Consider the following 18,104-nt stretch of genomic DNA (forward strand, 5'->3'; position numbering starts at 1 on the left):
GTCGGTAAGGTGTACCGGGATTAACCGTTATCTGATGAAACGAGTGAACCAGACGGCGGCAGACGTCTATGGTTAACAAGGGTGGTACCGCGGAACCTTCGTCCCTTATGAACAGGGGTGAAGGTTTTTTTATGCTAAAAGGAGGAATAAAAATGATCGAGCGCCTGCAGGAATTGGGAAAAGAGGCCCTGGATGAAATAAAGCAGGCAGATTCGCTGAAAACACTGGAATCTGTACGGGTGAAATATCTTGGGAAAAAAGGACCGATTACGGAAGTGCTCCGTGGCATGGGGCAGCTGTCGGAAGAGGAACGGCCGAAAGTCGGCCAGAAAGCAAATGAAGTCAGGGAGGAAATTAAAGAAAAGCTGGAAGAAAAGACAGAGCAGCTTGAACAGGCAGCCCTGGAAGAAAAGCTGAAGGCTGAAAGTGTGGACGTCACCCTCCCTGGAAAAGAAGTAAAACAGGGAGCCCGTCATCCGCTGACAGCTGTCGTCGAAGAGATAGAGGATATCTTTGTCGGCCTCGGCTTTCAGGTTACCGAAGGTCCGGAAGTGGAAACCGATCAGTACAACTTTGAAAAATTAAATCTGCCGCCGGAACATCCGGCCCGGGATATGCAGGATTCCTTTTATGTGACAACAGACATGCTGCTGCGCACCCAGACGTCGCCGGTACAGGCGCGCACGATGGAACAGTTTGAAGGACAGGGACCGGTGAAGATTGTCTGCCCCGGGAAGGTATACCGGCGTGATGATGATGACGCGACCCACTCGCACCAATTCATGCAGATTGAAGGCCTGTATGTCGATCACAACGTGCAGATGAGTGATTTGAAAGGGGTGCTCGAAGCGTTTGTGCAGAAATACTTCGGCACAGACCGCAGCATCCGTCTGCGCCCGAGCTTTTTCCCGTTTACGGAGCCGTCGGTGGAAGTGGATGTATCCTGCGGCATCTGCGGGGGAAGCGGCTGCCGGATATGCAAGCATTCCGGCTGGATTGAAGTACTCGGGGCCGGTATGGTACATCCACGGGTACTGGAGATGAGCGGGTTTGACCCGGACGTCTACAGCGGTTTTGCGTTCGGCATGGGTGTCGAACGGTTTGCGATGCTCAAATACGGCATTGATGACATCCGCCATTTCTATACGAATGATATCCGGTTTTTAGACCAATTCAAACGCGCGTAAGGAGGCAGCAATCATGTTAGTATCCTATCAATGGTTGAAAAGTTATGTGGATTTAGATGATATAGGTGTGGAAGAAACGGCAGAGCGCCTGACGCGCGGCGGCGTGGAAGTGGACATGCTGCACCCGCGCAGTGAAGGAATCGAAAATGTTGTGGTAGGTTATGTGAAAGCCTGCGATCCGCATCCGGAAGCAGATAAGCTCAATGTCTGCCGGGTGGACACCGGCACGCAAACAAGAACGATTGTCTGCGGGGCGCCGAATGTGGCAGCAGGGCAGAAAGTCGTAACCGCTGAGCCGGGAGCCGTTCTTCCGGGAGGAATGGAAATCAAGAAAACGACGCTGCGCGGACAGGAATCCGATGGGATGATCTGTTCCCTTCAGGAGCTTGGCCTGGAACAGAAGCTGATTGCCAAAGAGTTTCAGGACGGAATTTATGTTTTCCCGGATGATGCCGAGACAGGTGCGGACGCTGTGGAGGAACTCGCGCTCCGCGATACGGTATTGGAACTGGACTTGACTCCGAACCGTCCGGATTGTCTCAGCATGCTCGGGGTTGCTTATGAAATGGCGGCACTTCTCGACAGGGACGTGGTCCATCCGGATACTACACACGAAGAAAGGGAGGAAAAAGCATCCAGCCACGTATCGGTGCGGGTGGATGTTCCGGAAGATAATCCGTACTACGGGGCGAAAGTAGTGAAAAATATCGTTACGGGACCGTCTCCGCAGTGGATGCAGAACCGTCTGACGGCTGCCGGCATCCGCCCGATCAGCAACGTAGTGGATATTACAAACTATGTCCTGCTTGAATACGGGCAGCCCCTGCACGCTTTTGATCTGGACAGACTGGGCTCGTCTGAGATTTTGGTGCGGCGCGCCGGAGACGGGGAACAGATGACGACACTGGACGGAGAAACACGTACGCTTTCTCCGGAGCACATGGTCATTGCAAACGGCACCGAGCCTGTGGCTCTTGCCGGTGTCATGGGCGGTGCTTCATCCGAAGTGCAGGATGACACGACAGCCGTTCTGCTCGAAGCCGCTTATTTTCAGCCGGCCCGAGTCCGTAAAGCCTCAAGGGAAACCGGAATCCGCAGTGAATCGAGCATTCGGTTTGAAAAAGGAATTGATTCCGGTCGTGTCGAGGAAGCAGCCGAACGCGCGGCCTCGCTGCTTGAAACCTATGCCGGAGGTGAAGTGCTCGAAGGGACTGTGGAAGTGGATCACCGTCCTTCTGAAAATAACACGATCCGTACGAGTGCCGGCCGGTTAAACCACCTTCTCGGCATGGATCTTTCTGCTGAAGATCTTTTTTCGATTTTCCGGCGCCTCCGCCTTACGGCATTTGAAGACGGCGGATATATCACGGTGGAAGTGCCGACACGCCGCCCGGATCTGGAGCGGGAAGTGGATCTGGCAGAAGAAGCCGCGCGCCTGTACGGCTATGATCACATCCCGACGACGCTGCCGTCCGGCGTAACCACCCCGGGATTTTTAACAACGCGTCAGCGCCGCCTGCGCGGGGTGCGCCGGTATCTTGAAGGTGCGGGTCTGCATGAAGCTCTGACCTATACCCTTACTTCGAGAGAGCACAGCAGCCGCCTGCAGATTCACCCTCTTCCAGGCAGCGTCGAGGTTTCGATGCCGATGAGCGAAGAACGGAGTACAATGCGGACCAGCCTTCTGCCCCAGCTGCTGGACACCGTGCAGTACAACCGCAACCGGCAGATTCATGACGTATCCGTGTTTGAACTGGGCTCTGTTTTCATTGGAGAGCCGGGCGGAATACTGACGCAGCAGCCGACGGAAAAAAGTGTACTGGCGGCAGCCGTAACAGGATTATGGGATTCCCACCTCTGGCAGGGCGAAAAGAAAAAAGCGGACTTCTTTGTTGTAAAAGGAGTGCTGGAGGGATTGTTTGAGGAGCTGGGTGCAGCTTCTGCAGTGGAATTTGTCCGCTCCGGACATGCCGAACTTCATCCGGGCCGAAGCGCCGATATCTATCTGGACGGTACCTATGCCGGATTTACCGGTCAGGTTCATCCGACCGTGGAAAAAGAATGGGACATCAAGGAAACGTATGTGTTCCAGATCGATCTCGACCTGCTTCTTGCCCGTGAAGCCTCGCCGCTTTTCTATCAAACGGTGCCGCGTTACCCTGCTGTTACAAGAGACATTGCCGTTGTGGTCGATGACGACACAGCAGCCGGCCGTGTAGAACGGATCATCCGTGAGGCAGGCGGGAACCTTCTGCACCAGACGGCTCTGTTTGATGTGTACGAAGGGGACAAACTCGATCCCGGGAAAAAATCCCTGGCGTTCTCGCTCGTCTACCTGGATCCGGAACGCACGCTGACAGATGAAGAAGTCGCAGAAACGCATAACAACGTCCTCAGCCGGCTGGAAAAAGAAGTGAACGCAGAACTTAGGAAATAACGAAGAGGCTGGGACAATCCGGTTCTGCTGATGTTTCCAAACGATGGGATGGAATGCTTCGCTTGAGCATTCTGTTCCGTCGTTTTTTGCCTGCGGAATGCAAATCCAGGGTTTTGCCGGTCCAAAGCAGCAGTGGATGAGCACCGGACAAGGAGCTTACCGGGCAAACGTCGACGGTTACCAGCCGAATCCCGCCATTTACACGCCAAACAAGCAGGTTTACATGCGGGACCGCCGAAGGATCACCATGCATCAAGCTCTTTCCAGTTCTCCCTTTTCGCTACGGCGGAACAAGCGTGTTTCCGGAGGAAAAAACATTTCCAATCCGACACGATTCTGTTATTATTATGGATAGGTATTTTGCAGATGACAGGAGGTTTTATACGGTGGATGACGGCAAGGATAAGCAGCGTACGACAGTCACCATCTTCGGCCAGCCCTATACGATAGTCGGGGACGAACCTCCCGAGCATGTTATGCAGGTGGCAGAACACCTGGATCAGAAAATGCGCGAATTCAAGGAACATAATCCGTATCTTGATACAACCAGACTCGCTGTGCTGACAGCGCTCAATATAACGGATGATTATATGAAACTGAAACAGTCAATGGACACCCGGGATCGAAATGAGAGAGAAGAGGAACGGTAATTCATGCTCAGTCTTTTGTTACTCCTGATATTAATTATTAGCTTTTTTGTTGGACTTCGGAGAGGTTTCATTTTACAAACCATTCATTTGGTCAGCTTTTTTATTGCATTGTATATTGCTTTCACCTTTTATCACGATCTGGCAGAATATTTACGGTTGTGGCTGCCGCATCCTGAAATCTCCAGTGATGGGGACGGCATCGTTCAGATGATGGTTACATCTTTTGATCTGGAAGCTGTCTATTATAACGGTATTGCCTTTATCCTGATCTTTTTTGCAGTGAAAATCATTCTTCAGATCATCGGATCCATGCTCGATTTTGTATCGAAACTGCCTGTGCTCCGTATGGTCAACCGGTGGCTCGGGGGAATTCTCTGTTTTGTGGAGACCTATCTTCTGTTGTTTATACTGCTGATGACAGCGGCACTATTGCCAATAGAAATGATTCAGAATATCATGGATCAATCCACCATGGCTGACATCATGATCAATCATACCCCTTTTCTGTCGGATTGGTTGAAAGGCCTTTGGATGGAAGAGTCATGAGAAAAACTTCTCTATTATCGAGAAGTTTTTTCGTACGCTACGTTCCGAGAGGGAGGAAATCCAGATGAATAAAAAAGAAGTCATACAGGCTCTGGAATCGATTGCGGTGTATATGGAGATTAAAGGAGAGAACACGTTTAAAATTTCCGCATACCGGAAAGCGGCCCAGGCCCTGGAACAGGATGAACGCTCCCTATCAGAAATAGAAACCCCTGCTTCGCTGAATGGAATCGGAAAAGGAACAGCGGCAGTCATCATAGAATTACGGGATACGGACCAGGCGCAGGTGCTTGAATCCCTGAAATCCGAAATCCCCGGCGGACTGATTCCGCTGCTTGACCTTCAGGGCCTCGGCGGGAGAAAGATCGCCAAATTATATCAGGAACTTGGTATTATAGATGCAGCATCACTGAAACAGGCCTGTGAAGCCGGACGGGTTCAGGAACTTTCCGGATTCGGCGCCAAGACGGAAGAAAAAATACTGGCAGCACTTGAGGATATGGGAAGCCGCCCGGAACGTCTTCCCGTTGCTTTTATGCTGGAAACGGCAGATATGCTGGAAAAGGAAATCCAGAACCGTCTGAAGGTGAAACGATGGGCCCGCGCCGGCAGTCTCCGTCGTATGGAAGAAACCGTGAAGGACCTCGATTATATTCTATCGGTGGAAGATACAGAGCAGGTACGGGAAGAGCTCAGGAATCTTCCGTTTGTATCGGATATCCCGGCGGACGGCCCGTCCAAGGTATCCCTGGAATTAGCACTGGCCTATCCGGTACAGGTTGACTTTCGTTTAACAGATGATGATGCGTTTGCGAGCACCCTTCATCATTTCACTGGTTCAAAAGATCATAATGTACTTATCCGCCAGATTGCAAAAAGCCGGGGCGAACGGGTGAGTGAATACGGAATTGAAGATCTGGAAAGCGGTGAAATGACAGTGTTTCCTTCGGAAGAAGCATTTTTTCACCATCTCGGTCTTCATTTTATTCCCCCGGAGGCAAGAAGCGGCCGGGATGAAACGGAAAGGTATAAAGAGCCGTATGAAACAGTGGATCGTTCTGATATTAAAGGGGATCTTCACATGCATACAACCTGGAGCGACGGAGCCCTTTCTGTGGAGGAAATGGCCGAAGAGGTCCGCAGCCGCGGTCATGAGTGGATGGCTGTGACGGATCATTCCAAGTTTCTGCAGGTGGCCCACGGATTAAATGAAGACCGTATTCTCAGACAGATGGAAGAAATCCGCCGTGTGAACGACAAATATGAAGACTTTACGGTGCTGGCCGGGATTGAAATGGATATCCGTCCGGATGGCACCCTTGATATTGATGACGAGGTACTTGCCCGGCTGGATGTGGTGATTGCATCGATTCATTCCTCTTTTTCGCAGAGCCGGAGTGAGATTATGAAACGGATGCATGCGGCACTGGACAGCCCGTATGTGAATATTATCGCCCATCCGACCGGACGTTTGATCGGCCGCAGAACGGGTTATGATGCAGACGTAGGAGAACTGCTGAAAAAAGCAGCTGCCACCGGTACAGCGCTCGAACTGAACGCGAATCCGAACCGTCTTGATTTATCCGCGGAGTGGCTTCGGAAAGCAGCAGAAACCGAAACGCTGATTGCTGTCAATACGGATGCGCATCATGCAGCAATGCTGGATCACATGGAAATTGGGATATCGTCAGCCAAAAAAGCGCTTCTCCAAAGAGAACAGATATTGAATACAAGAGATATAGACGGTCTGCGTGCATTTTTACAGGAAAAACAGAACCTTACAGGCCGTTGAAGCCTGCTTTGATACAGCTTGTGTTGAAAGGATGACCGGGCATGAACGAACGCGTACGGCGCGTATTGGAATATGACAAGATGAAAGAACAGCTGAAAGAACATGTCGCGTCAACGCTGGGGCGGAAAAAAGTAGAATCACTCGAACCGTTCACCAGTCTGGAAAAAGCAGAAGTGGAACAGAACCGCACAGAAGAAGGGGCGAAAGTACTCCGCCTGAAAGGGCAGGCACCGCTTGGAGGCATCACGGATATCCATGCGCATCTGAAACGCGCCCAGATCGGCGGCACGCTGAATGCCGGCGAACTCCTCGAAATTGCCGACACGGTGTACGGCGGCCGGCGTATCAAACGATTCATCGAAACGATGGTGGAAGAAGAGATCGAACTGCCCCTTCTTGCGGAACTGGCCGCCCCTGTTGCTCCTCTTTCCGACCTGGAAAAGGAAATCAAACAGTCGATAGATGATCATGGAGAGGTGCTCGATGCTGCCACTCCGGCCCTTCGCAGTATCCGTCAGAAGATCCGCGGTACGGAAGCGGATATTCGTTCCAAGCTGGAGCAGATGACCCGCTCTTCCGGCCAGCAGAAACAACTGTCGGACGCGATTGTCACGATCCGTAACGACCGCTATGTCGTTCCGGTCAAACAGGAATACCGGTCCTCCTTCGGAGGTATTGTTCATGATCAGTCCGCCTCCGGCGCAACGCTGTTTATTGAACCGCAGTCGGTTGTCACGATGAATAATCAGCTCAATGAAGCGAGGGCGCAGGAACGCCAGGAGATAGAAAGAATTCTGAAAGAATTATCGGAACGGGTGCAGGTATCCGCCGACCAGCTTCTTGAAAATTTGGAACACCTGGCTGAACTCGATTTTTTATTTACAAAAGCCTATTATGCAAAGCAGTTGAAAGCGTCCCGCCCCCGGTTGAACGGAAGCGGCCGGCTTCGCTTTAAAGAGGCAAAACACCCCCTTCTCTCCTGGGAAGAAGTGGTTCCGATTGATGTAGAGCTCGGGACGACGTTTTCTTCTCTTGTTATCACCGGACCAAATACCGGCGGAAAAACAGTGACACTGAAAACCGTCGGACTTCTCAGCATGATGGCACAGTCCGGTTTGTTTCTGCCGGTCGATGAAGAATCGGAAGCAGCTGTGTTTTCCTATGTTTATGCTGATATCGGGGATGAACAGTCGATTGAACAGAGCCTCAGTACGTTTTCTTCCCACATGACAAACATTGTGGATATTCTGGACCATGTAGATGATGAGAGTCTGGTTCTGTTTGATGAGATCGGCGCAGGCACCGACCCCGACGAAGGGGCTGCTCTTGCCGTATCGATTCTGGATTACGTATATGCCAGCGGCGCCAAACTTGTGGCTACAACCCATTTCAGTGAACTGAAAGGATATGCCTACAACCGGGAAGGCGTCATGAATGCGAGCGTTGAATTTGACGTGGAAACCTTGCGCCCCACCTACCGGCTTCTCACAGGTATTCCGGGGCGGAGCAATGCCTTTGCCATTTCACGCAGGCTCGGGCTGGATGAATCGATTATTGAAGCTGCTGAATCCGAAGTGAATGCGGACACCCGTCAGGTGGAAAACATGATTACATCGCTGGAGGAGAAGCAGCGTGCCGCTGAAGATGAGATGGAACAGGCCCGCCGCACGAGAGAAGAAGCAGAACAGCTTCACCGGGATCTTGAACAGAAACTTCAGGAACTGGACCGTAAAAAACAGGATGTGATTGCTTCGGCTGAAAACAAAGCCCAAAAAGAGCTTGAAAAGACTCGGGCACAGGCGGATGAAATCATTCAGGATCTAAGGGAGCTCCAGCAGCAGGGACATCAGGTCAAAGAACATGAACTGATAGATGCGAAAAAACGGATGGATGAGGCAGCGCCGGATGTAAACAAGCGGCAGCAGCAGATCAAAAAACAGGCGGAAAAAACCCGCACCTTTGAACCTGGCGATGAAGTGAAAGTCCTCAGCTTCAACCAGCAGGGACAGGTGCTTGAAAAAACGAGTGATAACGAATACCGGGTGCAGCTCGGTATCATGAAAGTCAATGTAAAAGCCGGTGACATGGAAAAAGTCAAGGAGGAACCGGTCAAACAACCGGTCCGTCCGATGACGAAGGTGTCCGCGGGTAATACAGTGAAACCGGAACTTGATCTTCGCGGTGTCCGTTACGAAGATGCCATGCAGAAGGTGGAAAAATATCTCGATGAGGCTGTTCTGGCGGGCTATCCCCAGGTCCACATTATCCACGGCAAAGGGACAGGGGCTCTCCGTAAAGGGGTCAAAGAACTGTTGAAAAAGCATCCCAGCGTGGCAGAAGCCAGGGACGGCGGCATGAATGAGGGCGGAATCGGAAATACCGTCGCCCGTTTGAAATAATAACAGGAAGGTTTCACAAGGGAGGCAGACGACATGGAAACCCTGATGCAGAATCCATTTGTTGAGACAGCGGCGAACTTCAGCGTAGCGGTTCTGTCCCTGATTGTATTTCTGGCCATTTTTGAAACGATCACATCCTACAAAAACTGGGAAGAAATAAAGGAAGGAAATATGGCTGTAGCGCTTGCAACGGGAGGAAAGCTGTTCGGCGTGGCCAATATACTCCATTATTCAATCGAGCATAATGACGCAGTGCTGACGATGGTTCTTTGGGGAGCTTACGGCTTTGTTCTCCTCGTCTTCAGTTATGTGATGTTTGAATTTTTGACACCAATGTTTAAAGTGGATGAAGAGATTGCGGCAGATAACCGTGCCGTCGGACTTATATCATTCATCATATCCACGGGAATGTCATTTGTCATCGGCGCAGGCATTCTTGCATAACAGAGGAAACGGGGAGGAGAACTGCTGTGGAACGATTGGCAAAAATTTTAATTGCATGCTGCATCCTGTTTGTCCTGTCGGGAGCCGTTTATCTGTTGTTTTTCTCGTGAAACAATTACTTCTGTATGTTTTTTCAGAGAACCGGACGGGTATAGTAAGAAAGCAATTTATTCGCAACGGAACTTTCCGGATGCTATAATAACTAAAGAAATGAGATAGTCAGCTAAAAAAGGAGGACCATTAATATGGCAATAGTAAACGTATCCGATCAGAGCTTTGCAGAAGAAACGTCCGAAGGAGTCGTGCTGGCAGATTTTTGGGCAGACTGGTGCGGACCATGTAAAATGATCGCTCCTGTTCTCGAGGAAATTGATTCCGAGATGGGAGACCAAGTAAAAATTGCGAAACTGGACGTGGATGAAAACCAGGAAACAGCAGGAAAATATGGTGTGATGAGCATCCCGACACTGCTTCTTTTCAAGAACGGCGAAGTCGTAGAGCAGATCACCGGTTTCCAGCCGAAAGAACAGCTGGAAGAGCTGCTGAACAAACATTTATCCTAAAATGAAAGGAAACTGCTGATGTCTGCGTCAGCAGTTTTTTTCGAGCAGGAGGGCGTTGTGATGCCGGTAAAGCTGAAACGGATATATGAGGAAGCAAAGAAACAGGATGGGTACCGGGTGCTTGTGGATAAAGTCTGGCCCCGGGGCATTTCCAAAGCAGAGGCAGAACTAGATGACTGGGCCAAAGCAATCACACCGAGTTCCGGGCTTCGGAAATGGTTCAATCATGACAGAGAGAAATTTAATACGTTTGCCAAACATTATAAAGAAGAACTTCAGGAAAGTGATGAAGCAAAGAAGAAACTGGATGAACTCACTGCCAAGGCGGATAAAGAAACGGTCACTCTGTTGTTTGCCGCTAAAGATGAAACCTGTAACCATGCGGTGCTTTTGAAGCAGTGGATGGAAGAAAAGAGGTGAGACCGGTGTCTGCCCTGAAAGAGAAACTAGCCGTGCTGCCGGCACAGCCTGGTTGTTATTTAATGAAAAACAAACACGGTACGATTATTTACGTCGGAAAAGCAAAAGTGCTGAAAAACCGGGTGAGATCGTATTTTACAGGATCGCATGACGGGAAGACCCAGCAGCTGGTCGCTGAAATTGATGATTTTGAATATATTATCACGTCCTCCAATATGGAAGCATTGATCCTGGAAATGAATCTGATTAAAAAGCACGAGCCGAAGTACAATGTCATTCTAAAAGATGACAAATCCTATCCGTATTTAAAAATTACGAACGAAGAGCATCCACGTCTGATTACAACACGCAAAGTAAAAAAGGACGGCGGGCGTTATTTCGGGCCGTATCCGAATGCCGGCGCTGCCAATGAAACGAAAAAACTACTGGACCGTCTTTATCCGCTCCGTAAATGCCGGACGATGCCGGACCGGGTCTGCCTGTACTATCACATCGGTCAGTGCCTGGCTCCGTGTGAATTTCACGTCTCCCAGGAAAGAAATAAACAGCTCGTACAGGACATGGTCCGCTTTCTTAACAACGGTCATCAGGACGTCAAAAAAGATTTACAGGAAAACATGCAGGCTGCTTCCGAAGAATTGAATTTTGAACGGGCCAAAGAGCTGCGTGATCAGATTCAGCACATTGATGCGGTGATGGAAAAACAGAAGATGACGATCAATGACGGGCAGAACAGGGACGTGTTCGCGTATGCCTATGATAAAGGCTGGATGTGCGTGCAGGTCTTTTTTGTCCGCCAAGGCAAACTGATCGAACGCGACGTCTCGATTTTCCCCTTTTATCAAGACCCGGAAGAGGACTTTCTCACGTATCTCGGCCAGTTTTATCTGAAAGACGAGCATATGAAACCACGCGAAATTCTGCTGCCGCAGGAAGTGGATAAAGAAATGGCCGAGCAGCTTGTTGAAGTGAAGACGCAGCAGCCCAAACGAGGCCAGAAACGGGAGCTTGTCCGCCTTGCCGCCCAGAATGCGGAACAAGCGCTCTCGGAACGCTTTCAGCTTATCGAGCGCGATGAGGAACGCACGATACGTGCGGTGGAGGACCTTGGTGAGAAAATGCAGATCGATACGCCGTTCCGGATTGAAGCGTTTGACAACTCCAACATCCAGGGAGCCGATCCGGTTTCGGCGATGGTGACGTTTCTGGACGGGCGTCCGCACAAAAAGGATTACCGCAAGTATAAGGTGAAAAATGTCACCGGCCCGGACGACTACGCCTCCATGAAAGAAGTCATCCGCCGCCGTTACGTGCGCCTCCTGAAAGAAGAGGCGGAACTCCCGGATTTGATTTTGATTGACGGAGGAAAAGGACAGTTGAGCGCGGCGAAAAGTGTCCTGGAAGATGAACTGGGCCTTCTTATCCCGGTGGCAGGCATGGCAAAAGACGAAAAACACAAAACATCGGAACTGATCATGGGGGAACCGGCAGAGATTATCCATCTGCAGCGTAACAGCCATGCTTTTTATCTGTTGCAGCGGATTCAGGATGAAGTACACCGCTTCGCCATTACCTTCCACCGCCAGACCAGAAAGAAGAATATGTTCACGTCTGTTCTTGACGATGTTCCCGGTGTCGGGGAGAAGCGGAAACGGCAGCTGCTGCGGCATTTCGGCTCTGTAAAAAAGATGAAAGAAGCGTCCCTCGAGGACTTCCGCGGTATCTCCATTCCCGATAATGTGTCTCGTGAATTAATGAAACGGCTGCAGGAAAGCGAATAACATTGCAGCCGGGTTGAAAAATAATCCATGAATGTTGTAAAAACATCCATTTTATCGATGGGTGTTTTTATTTTATCATTAGATTACTTTCAGGAAGAAGTATCCATCCAGCAGCTTCTGGAATTCTCTGGTATGAATGCGACGACGTTTTATAAACGTTTTAAGGAATATACCGGAAAAACGCCCCGGAAGTATATCATTCATAAAAAAATAAAAGAAGCGGGGAGACTGCTGAGATGTACGTCCATGTCGGTATCCGAGGTGGCAGATGAAGTCGGATATGACGACAGCTACTATTTCAGCCGCCTTTTTAAACAAGTAAAAGGCGTCCCGCCTCAATCGTTCCGGGCAGCGTCCCCGAACGCGGAATCCTAATTTCCTTTTCCTGTAAATTATGGTATAATAATTTGGCAGAGGCTGGCAGGGACAGTCCCTGTATAGACTAAACTATTTTTATATGAAAATTGCCAAAGGAGAAGATGAGGGATCGTATGGATAACCGTGTGAAGGAATGGGTGGAAACGGCCCGAGAAACGCTGGGGCTGCAATCCTACTATCTTTATGACTGGCATTTCCGCCGCGAAGCCACGGTGTTTGATGAAACGAGATATATTCTGGGTATGGAATGGTTCCCTCTCCATGCCGAAGGCCGTACGGAAGAAGAGTTAAATCCGGAGGGGACAGCAGTGGTCGAAATGGATGTGACAAAGATGCAGTGGAAATCCATTGTGTTTGTCGGCGGGGTTTCCCATGCGGAGGAATTGGCGTTTTACGACGAAGGGACGGCCGGCCTTGTCCGTTGGGTTGAAAAAATAACAGGAATAAGCGGTTTGGAAACGTTTGAGTGCATCTATAATGAAGGTGGAAAATATCGTTTTCAAGAGATGGTGAACGGCATCCCTGTAACCCCGGGAGGTTGGATTGATATACAATGTAATGAGAAAGGCTGGGTTACATTATTTGCTATGGAGGGACCTTTTGCATCATCAGATATTGTACGAAAAGAGACATTCACCCTGGCTCTTTCCGATATAGAGTGGCTCACGGAGCGTCAGTTGAAGCGGCTGGATATACCAGAGGAAGGTGAAAAAAAGATATATCCTGTCTACGGTGTGGAAGAAATCTATGTCCTGAATGACAGCAGCGATGTCCTGCCGTTTCCGGCTGAAATAGGCAGGGAAACGCCCGTCCATCAGATTCTTGAATGGAGCGCGCCGCTTGAGACCGCTCTCGATAAAAAACCGGTTGATATGACAGAAGAAGTAGAAGCGGCACAGGTATTTTCTGAACACCCTCATCCGGACACGTTTCCGATTACAGGGGATGAAAAAGATGAAGCAGTAAGAGCAGTTCATACAATGCTCCGTCAGGAACACCCGGAAGATTCAGGCAGATGGCTTCTGCAGACGCTCTATCCGGAAAAAGGATACATCATGGCACGTCTGACAGACAACACAAAGGACTATTTTATCTTTCCGCGCCGGCTGAAAATAGTGATCGACAGAGAACAGCTGATTGCCGTGAATGAAATGGATAGTGAATGGATAAGAAGCTTGTATGATGAGTTCGCTGGTCCGCAGCCGGCGCTTCTCACCGGGGAAGAAGCTCTGGAAAAAATAAGAGCACGGATGACGTTGACTCCTGAATATGTCTATGATTTTTCCAGGGGGCAGTACCGGCTGTGTGGAAAACTGGACGCTCCCTGTTTTGTTCACGCCGAAAGGGCTGAAATTATCGAGCAGAATGACATACATTTCCGGTGATAAACAGTCATTAATGAAAGACCATCCACATATAGGCGAGGAGGCCATAACCCGGCACGGATAATATCAAGGCCGCTGCGGCTGCTATATTACGTTCTGTCTTTTTAACCACAATCATGGCGGACAATACGACAACGCCCGCTGCGCCGAGAAACAGGGTGGAAAACATATGATCATATCCAAGAAAGTTTATCTGCAATATGGTGATCCCAAATAACTGGGCAATGTAGGGAAGCGGGTACAGGGCGGCTGCCAAAACGACATAACTCATCCAGCTGTATTGTTTCATTGTTATCACCTTCCTTCTCTTATTTCTTTTATATTACCATCTATTCTTCTCCAAAAATGTGAAATTTGGTGTGAATTGGTAAAAAAGTCTTCCGAATATCCTGCTTTCTAGTAGAATATGACATAACGTGATGATGCAGCGAGGGGGGAAGAGAATGGAGGATATGAAGGCACAACTCCAGCGGTTGAGAACAGAGCAGCAGAGACTGGCTGACGAATTCGAAACGGTCGTGGAACAGTATGAGAACAGCGATGTGCATCAGGAAAATGATTCCCTCCGCCGGGATAATGCAGCCTATCTGGAAGCAGTCCAGGAGCTAAGGGAAAAATACGACGAGGTGAAAAAGGAAAACGAAAAACTGCGGAGTGCCCTCCAGGAGCAGATGCTGGATGAAAAAACAAATATCCTGAAGGTGTCCAGAAAAAAACTACATACGTATTTCGACAGAGCCATCGATGACGCGCGTGATCAGCTGAGCCGTTTTGAAAAGGACGCGAAAGAGAAAATCGATAAGCTGAAAAACAGCAGGGAACATGCGGTGCACCAGGAAACAAAAGACGTGGACCGGAAATTACAGGAACTTACAGCGGAAGTAGAGGAAGCGGCCCGGAAAGAGCGGGAAATACTCGCTGAACAGGAACAGGACTTCCTTCAGTCGATGAAACAGCAGTATGATGCTTTCAATGAAGAAGATTTGGGAGAAGAAGCATTTGAAAAACGGATGAAACAAAATCAGCTCGAAATGAAAATCGGCTTGAGCTGGATGAACAAACTGGGTATTCTGCTGATTCTTTTCGGTGTGGCAGCGGCATTCCGCTATTCCTATTCGACGTGGTTCAGTGATGAAATCAAAGGCATGGCATTTGCCGTGCTGGGTCTCATCATGCTTGCCGCCGGCCGGTGGTTTTACGGCAAAGACCGACAGACATTTGCGCTCGGCTTAACCGGGGGCGGGATTGCTGTGTTGTACGGCGCTGTTTTTTTCAGTTATTTTTTGCTGGGCATTATCGGTATGACACCGGCTTTGGTTCTGTCTGTCATGATTACGGCCGGGTCTGTCGCTCTTGCTCTTTACTATCAATCCAAAACCGTCTGCACTTTCGGCCTGATCGGCGGTTATCTGCCGTTCTACTCCTATTTTGCGGCTTTCGGCCTGGATGAGACCGCTGTTTACGCGGCGATGGTTTATTTCTTAATATTGAACGGATCGGTCCTTTGGATATCGTTTCAGAAACAATGGAGTGTCGTGCATCAAATCAGTTTCTGGATGAACATTCCTTCCTTTTTGATCCTTGTTTGGATGTCTCCTGCCTACGGAGTAAGTTTCCTTTTTGCCGCAGCCATGTTTATGCTGTATCTCGGACTTACCATTGCGTATCCGTTAACCTATAACACACCCGTGAAATATGCGGATATGATCCTGCTTGCCATCAATACGTTTATCAGCTGTGCTGTCATGTATGTTCTGCTGCATGCCATGCGGTGGGATGATGGCAGCGGACTGCTCGCCGCCGCCTATGCCGGGCTTTATTTTGCACTCGGATGGTTTGCAGCGAAGCGGATGAGTGGAGAAAAGCAGGCGAGGGTTCTGTTTTACGGCTCGTCCATAGCGTTTTTGGTGCTTGCGGTTCCGTTTCAGTTCGAAATGGAATGGGCCGCGCTCGGCTGGCTGGTGGAAAGTGTTGTAATCATGCTTTATGCCAACCGGTATCGGCTGGTGTTCCTTGAAAAAGCCGGCTGGGCTGTTTTTGGATTGACGCTGGGGGCGTTTCTGGTGGAGGCAGCGCGGTACATCAACGGAGAAAACCCGCCGTTCTTTCATGTCGAATACACAGCCGTGACGGCCGGGCTGGTGCTCGTCATGTTTTACTACGTGCAGGATCAGAAAAAAACGGCACAGACGGTTCTGTTTCGGGGCTTTCACGACTTTATTGCCGTATTGAAATACGTCACTGTCGTTCATGTCTGGCTCTATGCTTTGTATGAAAGCCTGCACTGGTACTGGGAGTTCGTGCCGGCATCCTTTGATCATTTCTGGTTTTACCAATGGCTCATTGCCGCGTTTCTCTCTGTCGGTGTCGGGTATGGACTGAAAAAAACACCGCTCCTTTATGATAAAGTTGCCGGATATCTCTCCCTCGTTTTATACGCGCTGGGAGGGCTGGCCGCTTTTGTTGTGACGGCTGCGGTGCCTGCCCTTGGCGGAGATTCGGATACGGTGGTTGATTATACTGCGCTTGCGGTTCTGATCATCTGTCAGGCTATGATATTTACAACAGGCCGGGAGCTTCTGCTCGCCTTTATCCGTACGCGGTATAAAAATCCCGAATGGTATCCGGCGGTGTCAGCGGTCTACTTTTTCATCATTCAGGCGGCGTTTCTTCATGTCCAGATGCAGCTCGACGGTGCCGGTTTTGTTATCAGCCTGATCTATCTCATCACGGCTCTCGGGTATATTGCTTACGGTTTTCGAAGGGATTTTGTCTATATCCGCCGGATCGGCCTTGGATTGACCTTGTTTGCGACCGGCAAACTGTTTCTTGCAGACTTGGCTTTTCTCGGAGAAACGAGCGAAATAGCAGCTTATTTCTGTTTCGGGCTTGTCATCCTCGGCATCTCCTATCTCTATCAAAAACTGTCGAGCAGGCAGAAAGAGGAGAGGTAGCTTGTTGGTGTTGTCCTGGGAGCACCGTACATTCATCATTACTCTTGAATATTTTCGGTGTTCCCTGCGAAGGCTCTATAGAATTTTTTAAAAGACTGATTTGCGAGGAGAGATCCCGATGACCGCTTCATCCGCGTATGAAATAATTATTGCCCACTTTCTGTTTATAACAGCTATCGGAGTTTCCACGATGCTTATAGTGGTGTGTCCATTGATTTCTAAATCATCTAAAGGATCTGCGGCAGTCAGCATGGGAGCCGGTCTTTTCATGTGGGTATTGCTGCTACTTACACTGTTTAACCACCCTTCCTATCTTTCAGATTTAATGCAGTGGTTTTAGCGAAAGGGTATGTCTATCGTTCTATCTATTCCTTGGAAAATCCGCGATCTTTCCTATGTATAGAAATGTGTATCATAACGGGGGTCATTACAACATGCTTGTTCTGTTATTCTTCTAGATTACTTCAGGGATCGGACATGGAGTGCCTTATTTCAGCAAAAAGGGGCTTTGGTGGGGGTTCCACGGACACTGGTTCCGCTAACTGGTCGAAATAGAAGTGAAAATCTTTATCGAAGGGCCCATAGCGGAACCCATGTCCGAAAGACCGTAGAAAAGGCAGGAATGATCGATAATAAAGGAACAGATGTCCGCGCGCGGCCGCGTGGGACTCTGTCCATGTGCTTTCCCGTTACGGTGATCCGATTTTAATCCCAGTGAACGTGAAACAGAACGCGCTTTCGTTTTTCCGTCATATACGTTTCTGCCGCTTTTCCTTTCAGCTTCTCCATCTGTTCAGCGAGAAACCCGGCCTCGAGGTGACGGTCGAGGTCTTTTTCTTCGCGCGCCACGGTCATCTCAAAATGCATTTCTCTCCGTTTCTCGGCTGTCACTGTCAATTCTCCCCATCCCGCTTCCTGAAAAAAAGTGAGGACCTCGTCGATGGTTTCTTTAGGGTACACCCGGGCTATCCGCTTTCCTCCCCAGTACAGAATATCTGCCTCTTCCGTGCCGAGAAGGGCTGGCAGCAATGTTTCTCTCAAAAGGGTATAGTTAAAATCATTCAATCTTATCCGTCCTTTCCGCCATCTGTCATTATACCTTTAAAATCTGGAAATCGCCATAGATAACGCCCGGCAGACATGATATACTGTAGCCCGAGTTTGAGTC

16 protein-coding genes and 1 other annotated feature (1 of these 17 cut by a window edge) are annotated in these 18,104 nt (G+C 49.5%); of the genes, 14 read left to right on the plus strand and 2 right to left on the minus strand.

The annotated features are described in order from the left end of the window. Positions 1–109: a binding site (T-box leader), on the plus strand (it extends 134 nt beyond the left edge of the window). A 43-nt stretch (positions 110–152) separates the two neighbouring features. From pheS to ACW9JV_RS05610, 12 genes are all read left to right on the plus strand, one after another. Beyond that, positions 153–1,187 (plus strand): phenylalanine--tRNA ligase subunit alpha, encoded by a 1,035-nt coding sequence (gene pheS / locus ACW9JV_RS05555; RefSeq protein ID WP_457332175.1) that lies wholly within the window; start codon positions 153–155, stop codon positions 1,185–1,187. A 13-nt stretch (positions 1,188–1,200) separates the two neighbouring features. Continuing rightward, positions 1,201–3,624 carry a phenylalanine--tRNA ligase subunit beta gene (pheT, locus tag ACW9JV_RS05560; protein WP_457332177.1) on the plus strand — a complete coding sequence of 808 codons (2,424 nt, stop codon included), beginning with the start codon at positions 1,201–1,203 and terminating at the stop codon, positions 3,622–3,624. 347 nt (positions 3,625–3,971) lie between these two features. After that, entirely contained in the window at positions 3,972–4,274 is a 303-nt protein-coding gene (gene zapA / locus ACW9JV_RS05565; RefSeq protein WP_457334591.1) for a cell division protein ZapA, read from the plus strand. A gap of 3 nt (positions 4,275–4,277) precedes the next feature. Beyond that, a complete protein-coding gene (locus ACW9JV_RS05570; protein WP_457332179.1) occupies positions 4,278–4,820 on the plus strand; it encodes a CvpA family protein in 543 nt (180 codons plus the stop codon). Positions 4,821–4,884: 64 nt separating this feature from the next. Continuing rightward, entirely contained in the window at positions 4,885–6,612 is a 1,728-nt protein-coding gene (gene polX / locus ACW9JV_RS05575) for a DNA polymerase/3'-5' exonuclease PolX (protein WP_457332181.1), read from the plus strand. A 41-nt stretch (positions 6,613–6,653) separates the two neighbouring features. Next, positions 6,654–9,011, plus strand: coding sequence for an endonuclease MutS2 (locus tag ACW9JV_RS05580; RefSeq protein ID WP_457332183.1), 2,358 nt, complete (start codon positions 6,654–6,656; stop codon positions 9,009–9,011). Between the two features lie 33 nt (positions 9,012–9,044). Continuing rightward, entirely contained in the window at positions 9,045–9,455 is a 411-nt protein-coding gene (locus ACW9JV_RS05585; protein WP_457332185.1) for a DUF350 domain-containing protein, read from the plus strand. 245 nt (positions 9,456–9,700) lie between these two features. Next, complete coding sequence (gene trxA / locus ACW9JV_RS05590) at positions 9,701–10,018, plus strand: thioredoxin (protein ID WP_457332187.1); 318 nt, start codon at positions 9,701–9,703, stop codon at positions 10,016–10,018. 60 nt (positions 10,019–10,078) lie between these two features. Continuing rightward, positions 10,079–10,438 carry a DUF488 domain-containing protein gene (locus ACW9JV_RS05595; RefSeq protein ID WP_457332189.1) on the plus strand — a complete coding sequence of 120 codons (360 nt, stop codon included), beginning with the start codon at positions 10,079–10,081 and terminating at the stop codon, positions 10,436–10,438. 5 nt (positions 10,439–10,443) lie between these two features. Beyond that, positions 10,444–12,219, plus strand: coding sequence for an excinuclease ABC subunit UvrC (gene uvrC, locus ACW9JV_RS05600; RefSeq protein ID WP_457332191.1), 1,776 nt, complete (start codon positions 10,444–10,446; stop codon positions 12,217–12,219). A 27-nt stretch (positions 12,220–12,246) separates the two neighbouring features. Continuing rightward, positions 12,247–12,594: a helix-turn-helix domain-containing protein gene (locus ACW9JV_RS05605; protein WP_457332193.1), complete on the plus strand. Its 348-nt coding sequence runs from the start codon at positions 12,247–12,249 to the stop codon at positions 12,592–12,594. A 116-nt stretch (positions 12,595–12,710) separates the two neighbouring features. After that, positions 12,711–13,982 (plus strand): hypothetical protein, encoded by a 1,272-nt coding sequence (locus tag ACW9JV_RS05610; protein ID WP_457332195.1) that lies wholly within the window; start codon positions 12,711–12,713, stop codon positions 13,980–13,982. A gap of 10 nt (positions 13,983–13,992) precedes the next feature. On the opposite strand, the gene ACW9JV_RS05615 is transcribed toward ACW9JV_RS05610, so the two are convergent. Next, complete coding sequence (locus ACW9JV_RS05615; protein ID WP_457332196.1) at positions 13,993–14,271, minus strand: hypothetical protein; 279 nt, start codon at positions 14,269–14,271, stop codon at positions 13,993–13,995. Between the two features lie 154 nt (positions 14,272–14,425). Here ACW9JV_RS05615 and ACW9JV_RS05620 point away from each other — a divergent pair, with 154 nt between their 5' ends. Continuing rightward, on the plus strand, positions 14,426–16,936 hold the full coding sequence (locus ACW9JV_RS05620; protein ID WP_457332198.1) for a DUF2339 domain-containing protein: 2,511 nt from the start codon (positions 14,426–14,428) through the stop codon (positions 16,934–16,936). A gap of 118 nt (positions 16,937–17,054) precedes the next feature. After that, positions 17,055–17,276 (plus strand): hypothetical protein, encoded by a 222-nt coding sequence (locus ACW9JV_RS05625; RefSeq protein ID WP_457332200.1) that lies wholly within the window; start codon positions 17,055–17,057, stop codon positions 17,274–17,276. A 365-nt stretch (positions 17,277–17,641) separates the two neighbouring features. On the opposite strand, the gene ACW9JV_RS05630 is transcribed toward ACW9JV_RS05625, so the two are convergent. Beyond that, complete coding sequence (locus ACW9JV_RS05630; RefSeq protein ID WP_457334593.1) at positions 17,642–18,007, minus strand: DUF2507 domain-containing protein; 366 nt, start codon at positions 18,005–18,007, stop codon at positions 17,642–17,644. Positions 18,008–18,104: the final 97 nt, after the last annotated feature.

Source organism: Salibacterium sp. K-3, assembly GCF_054052005.1.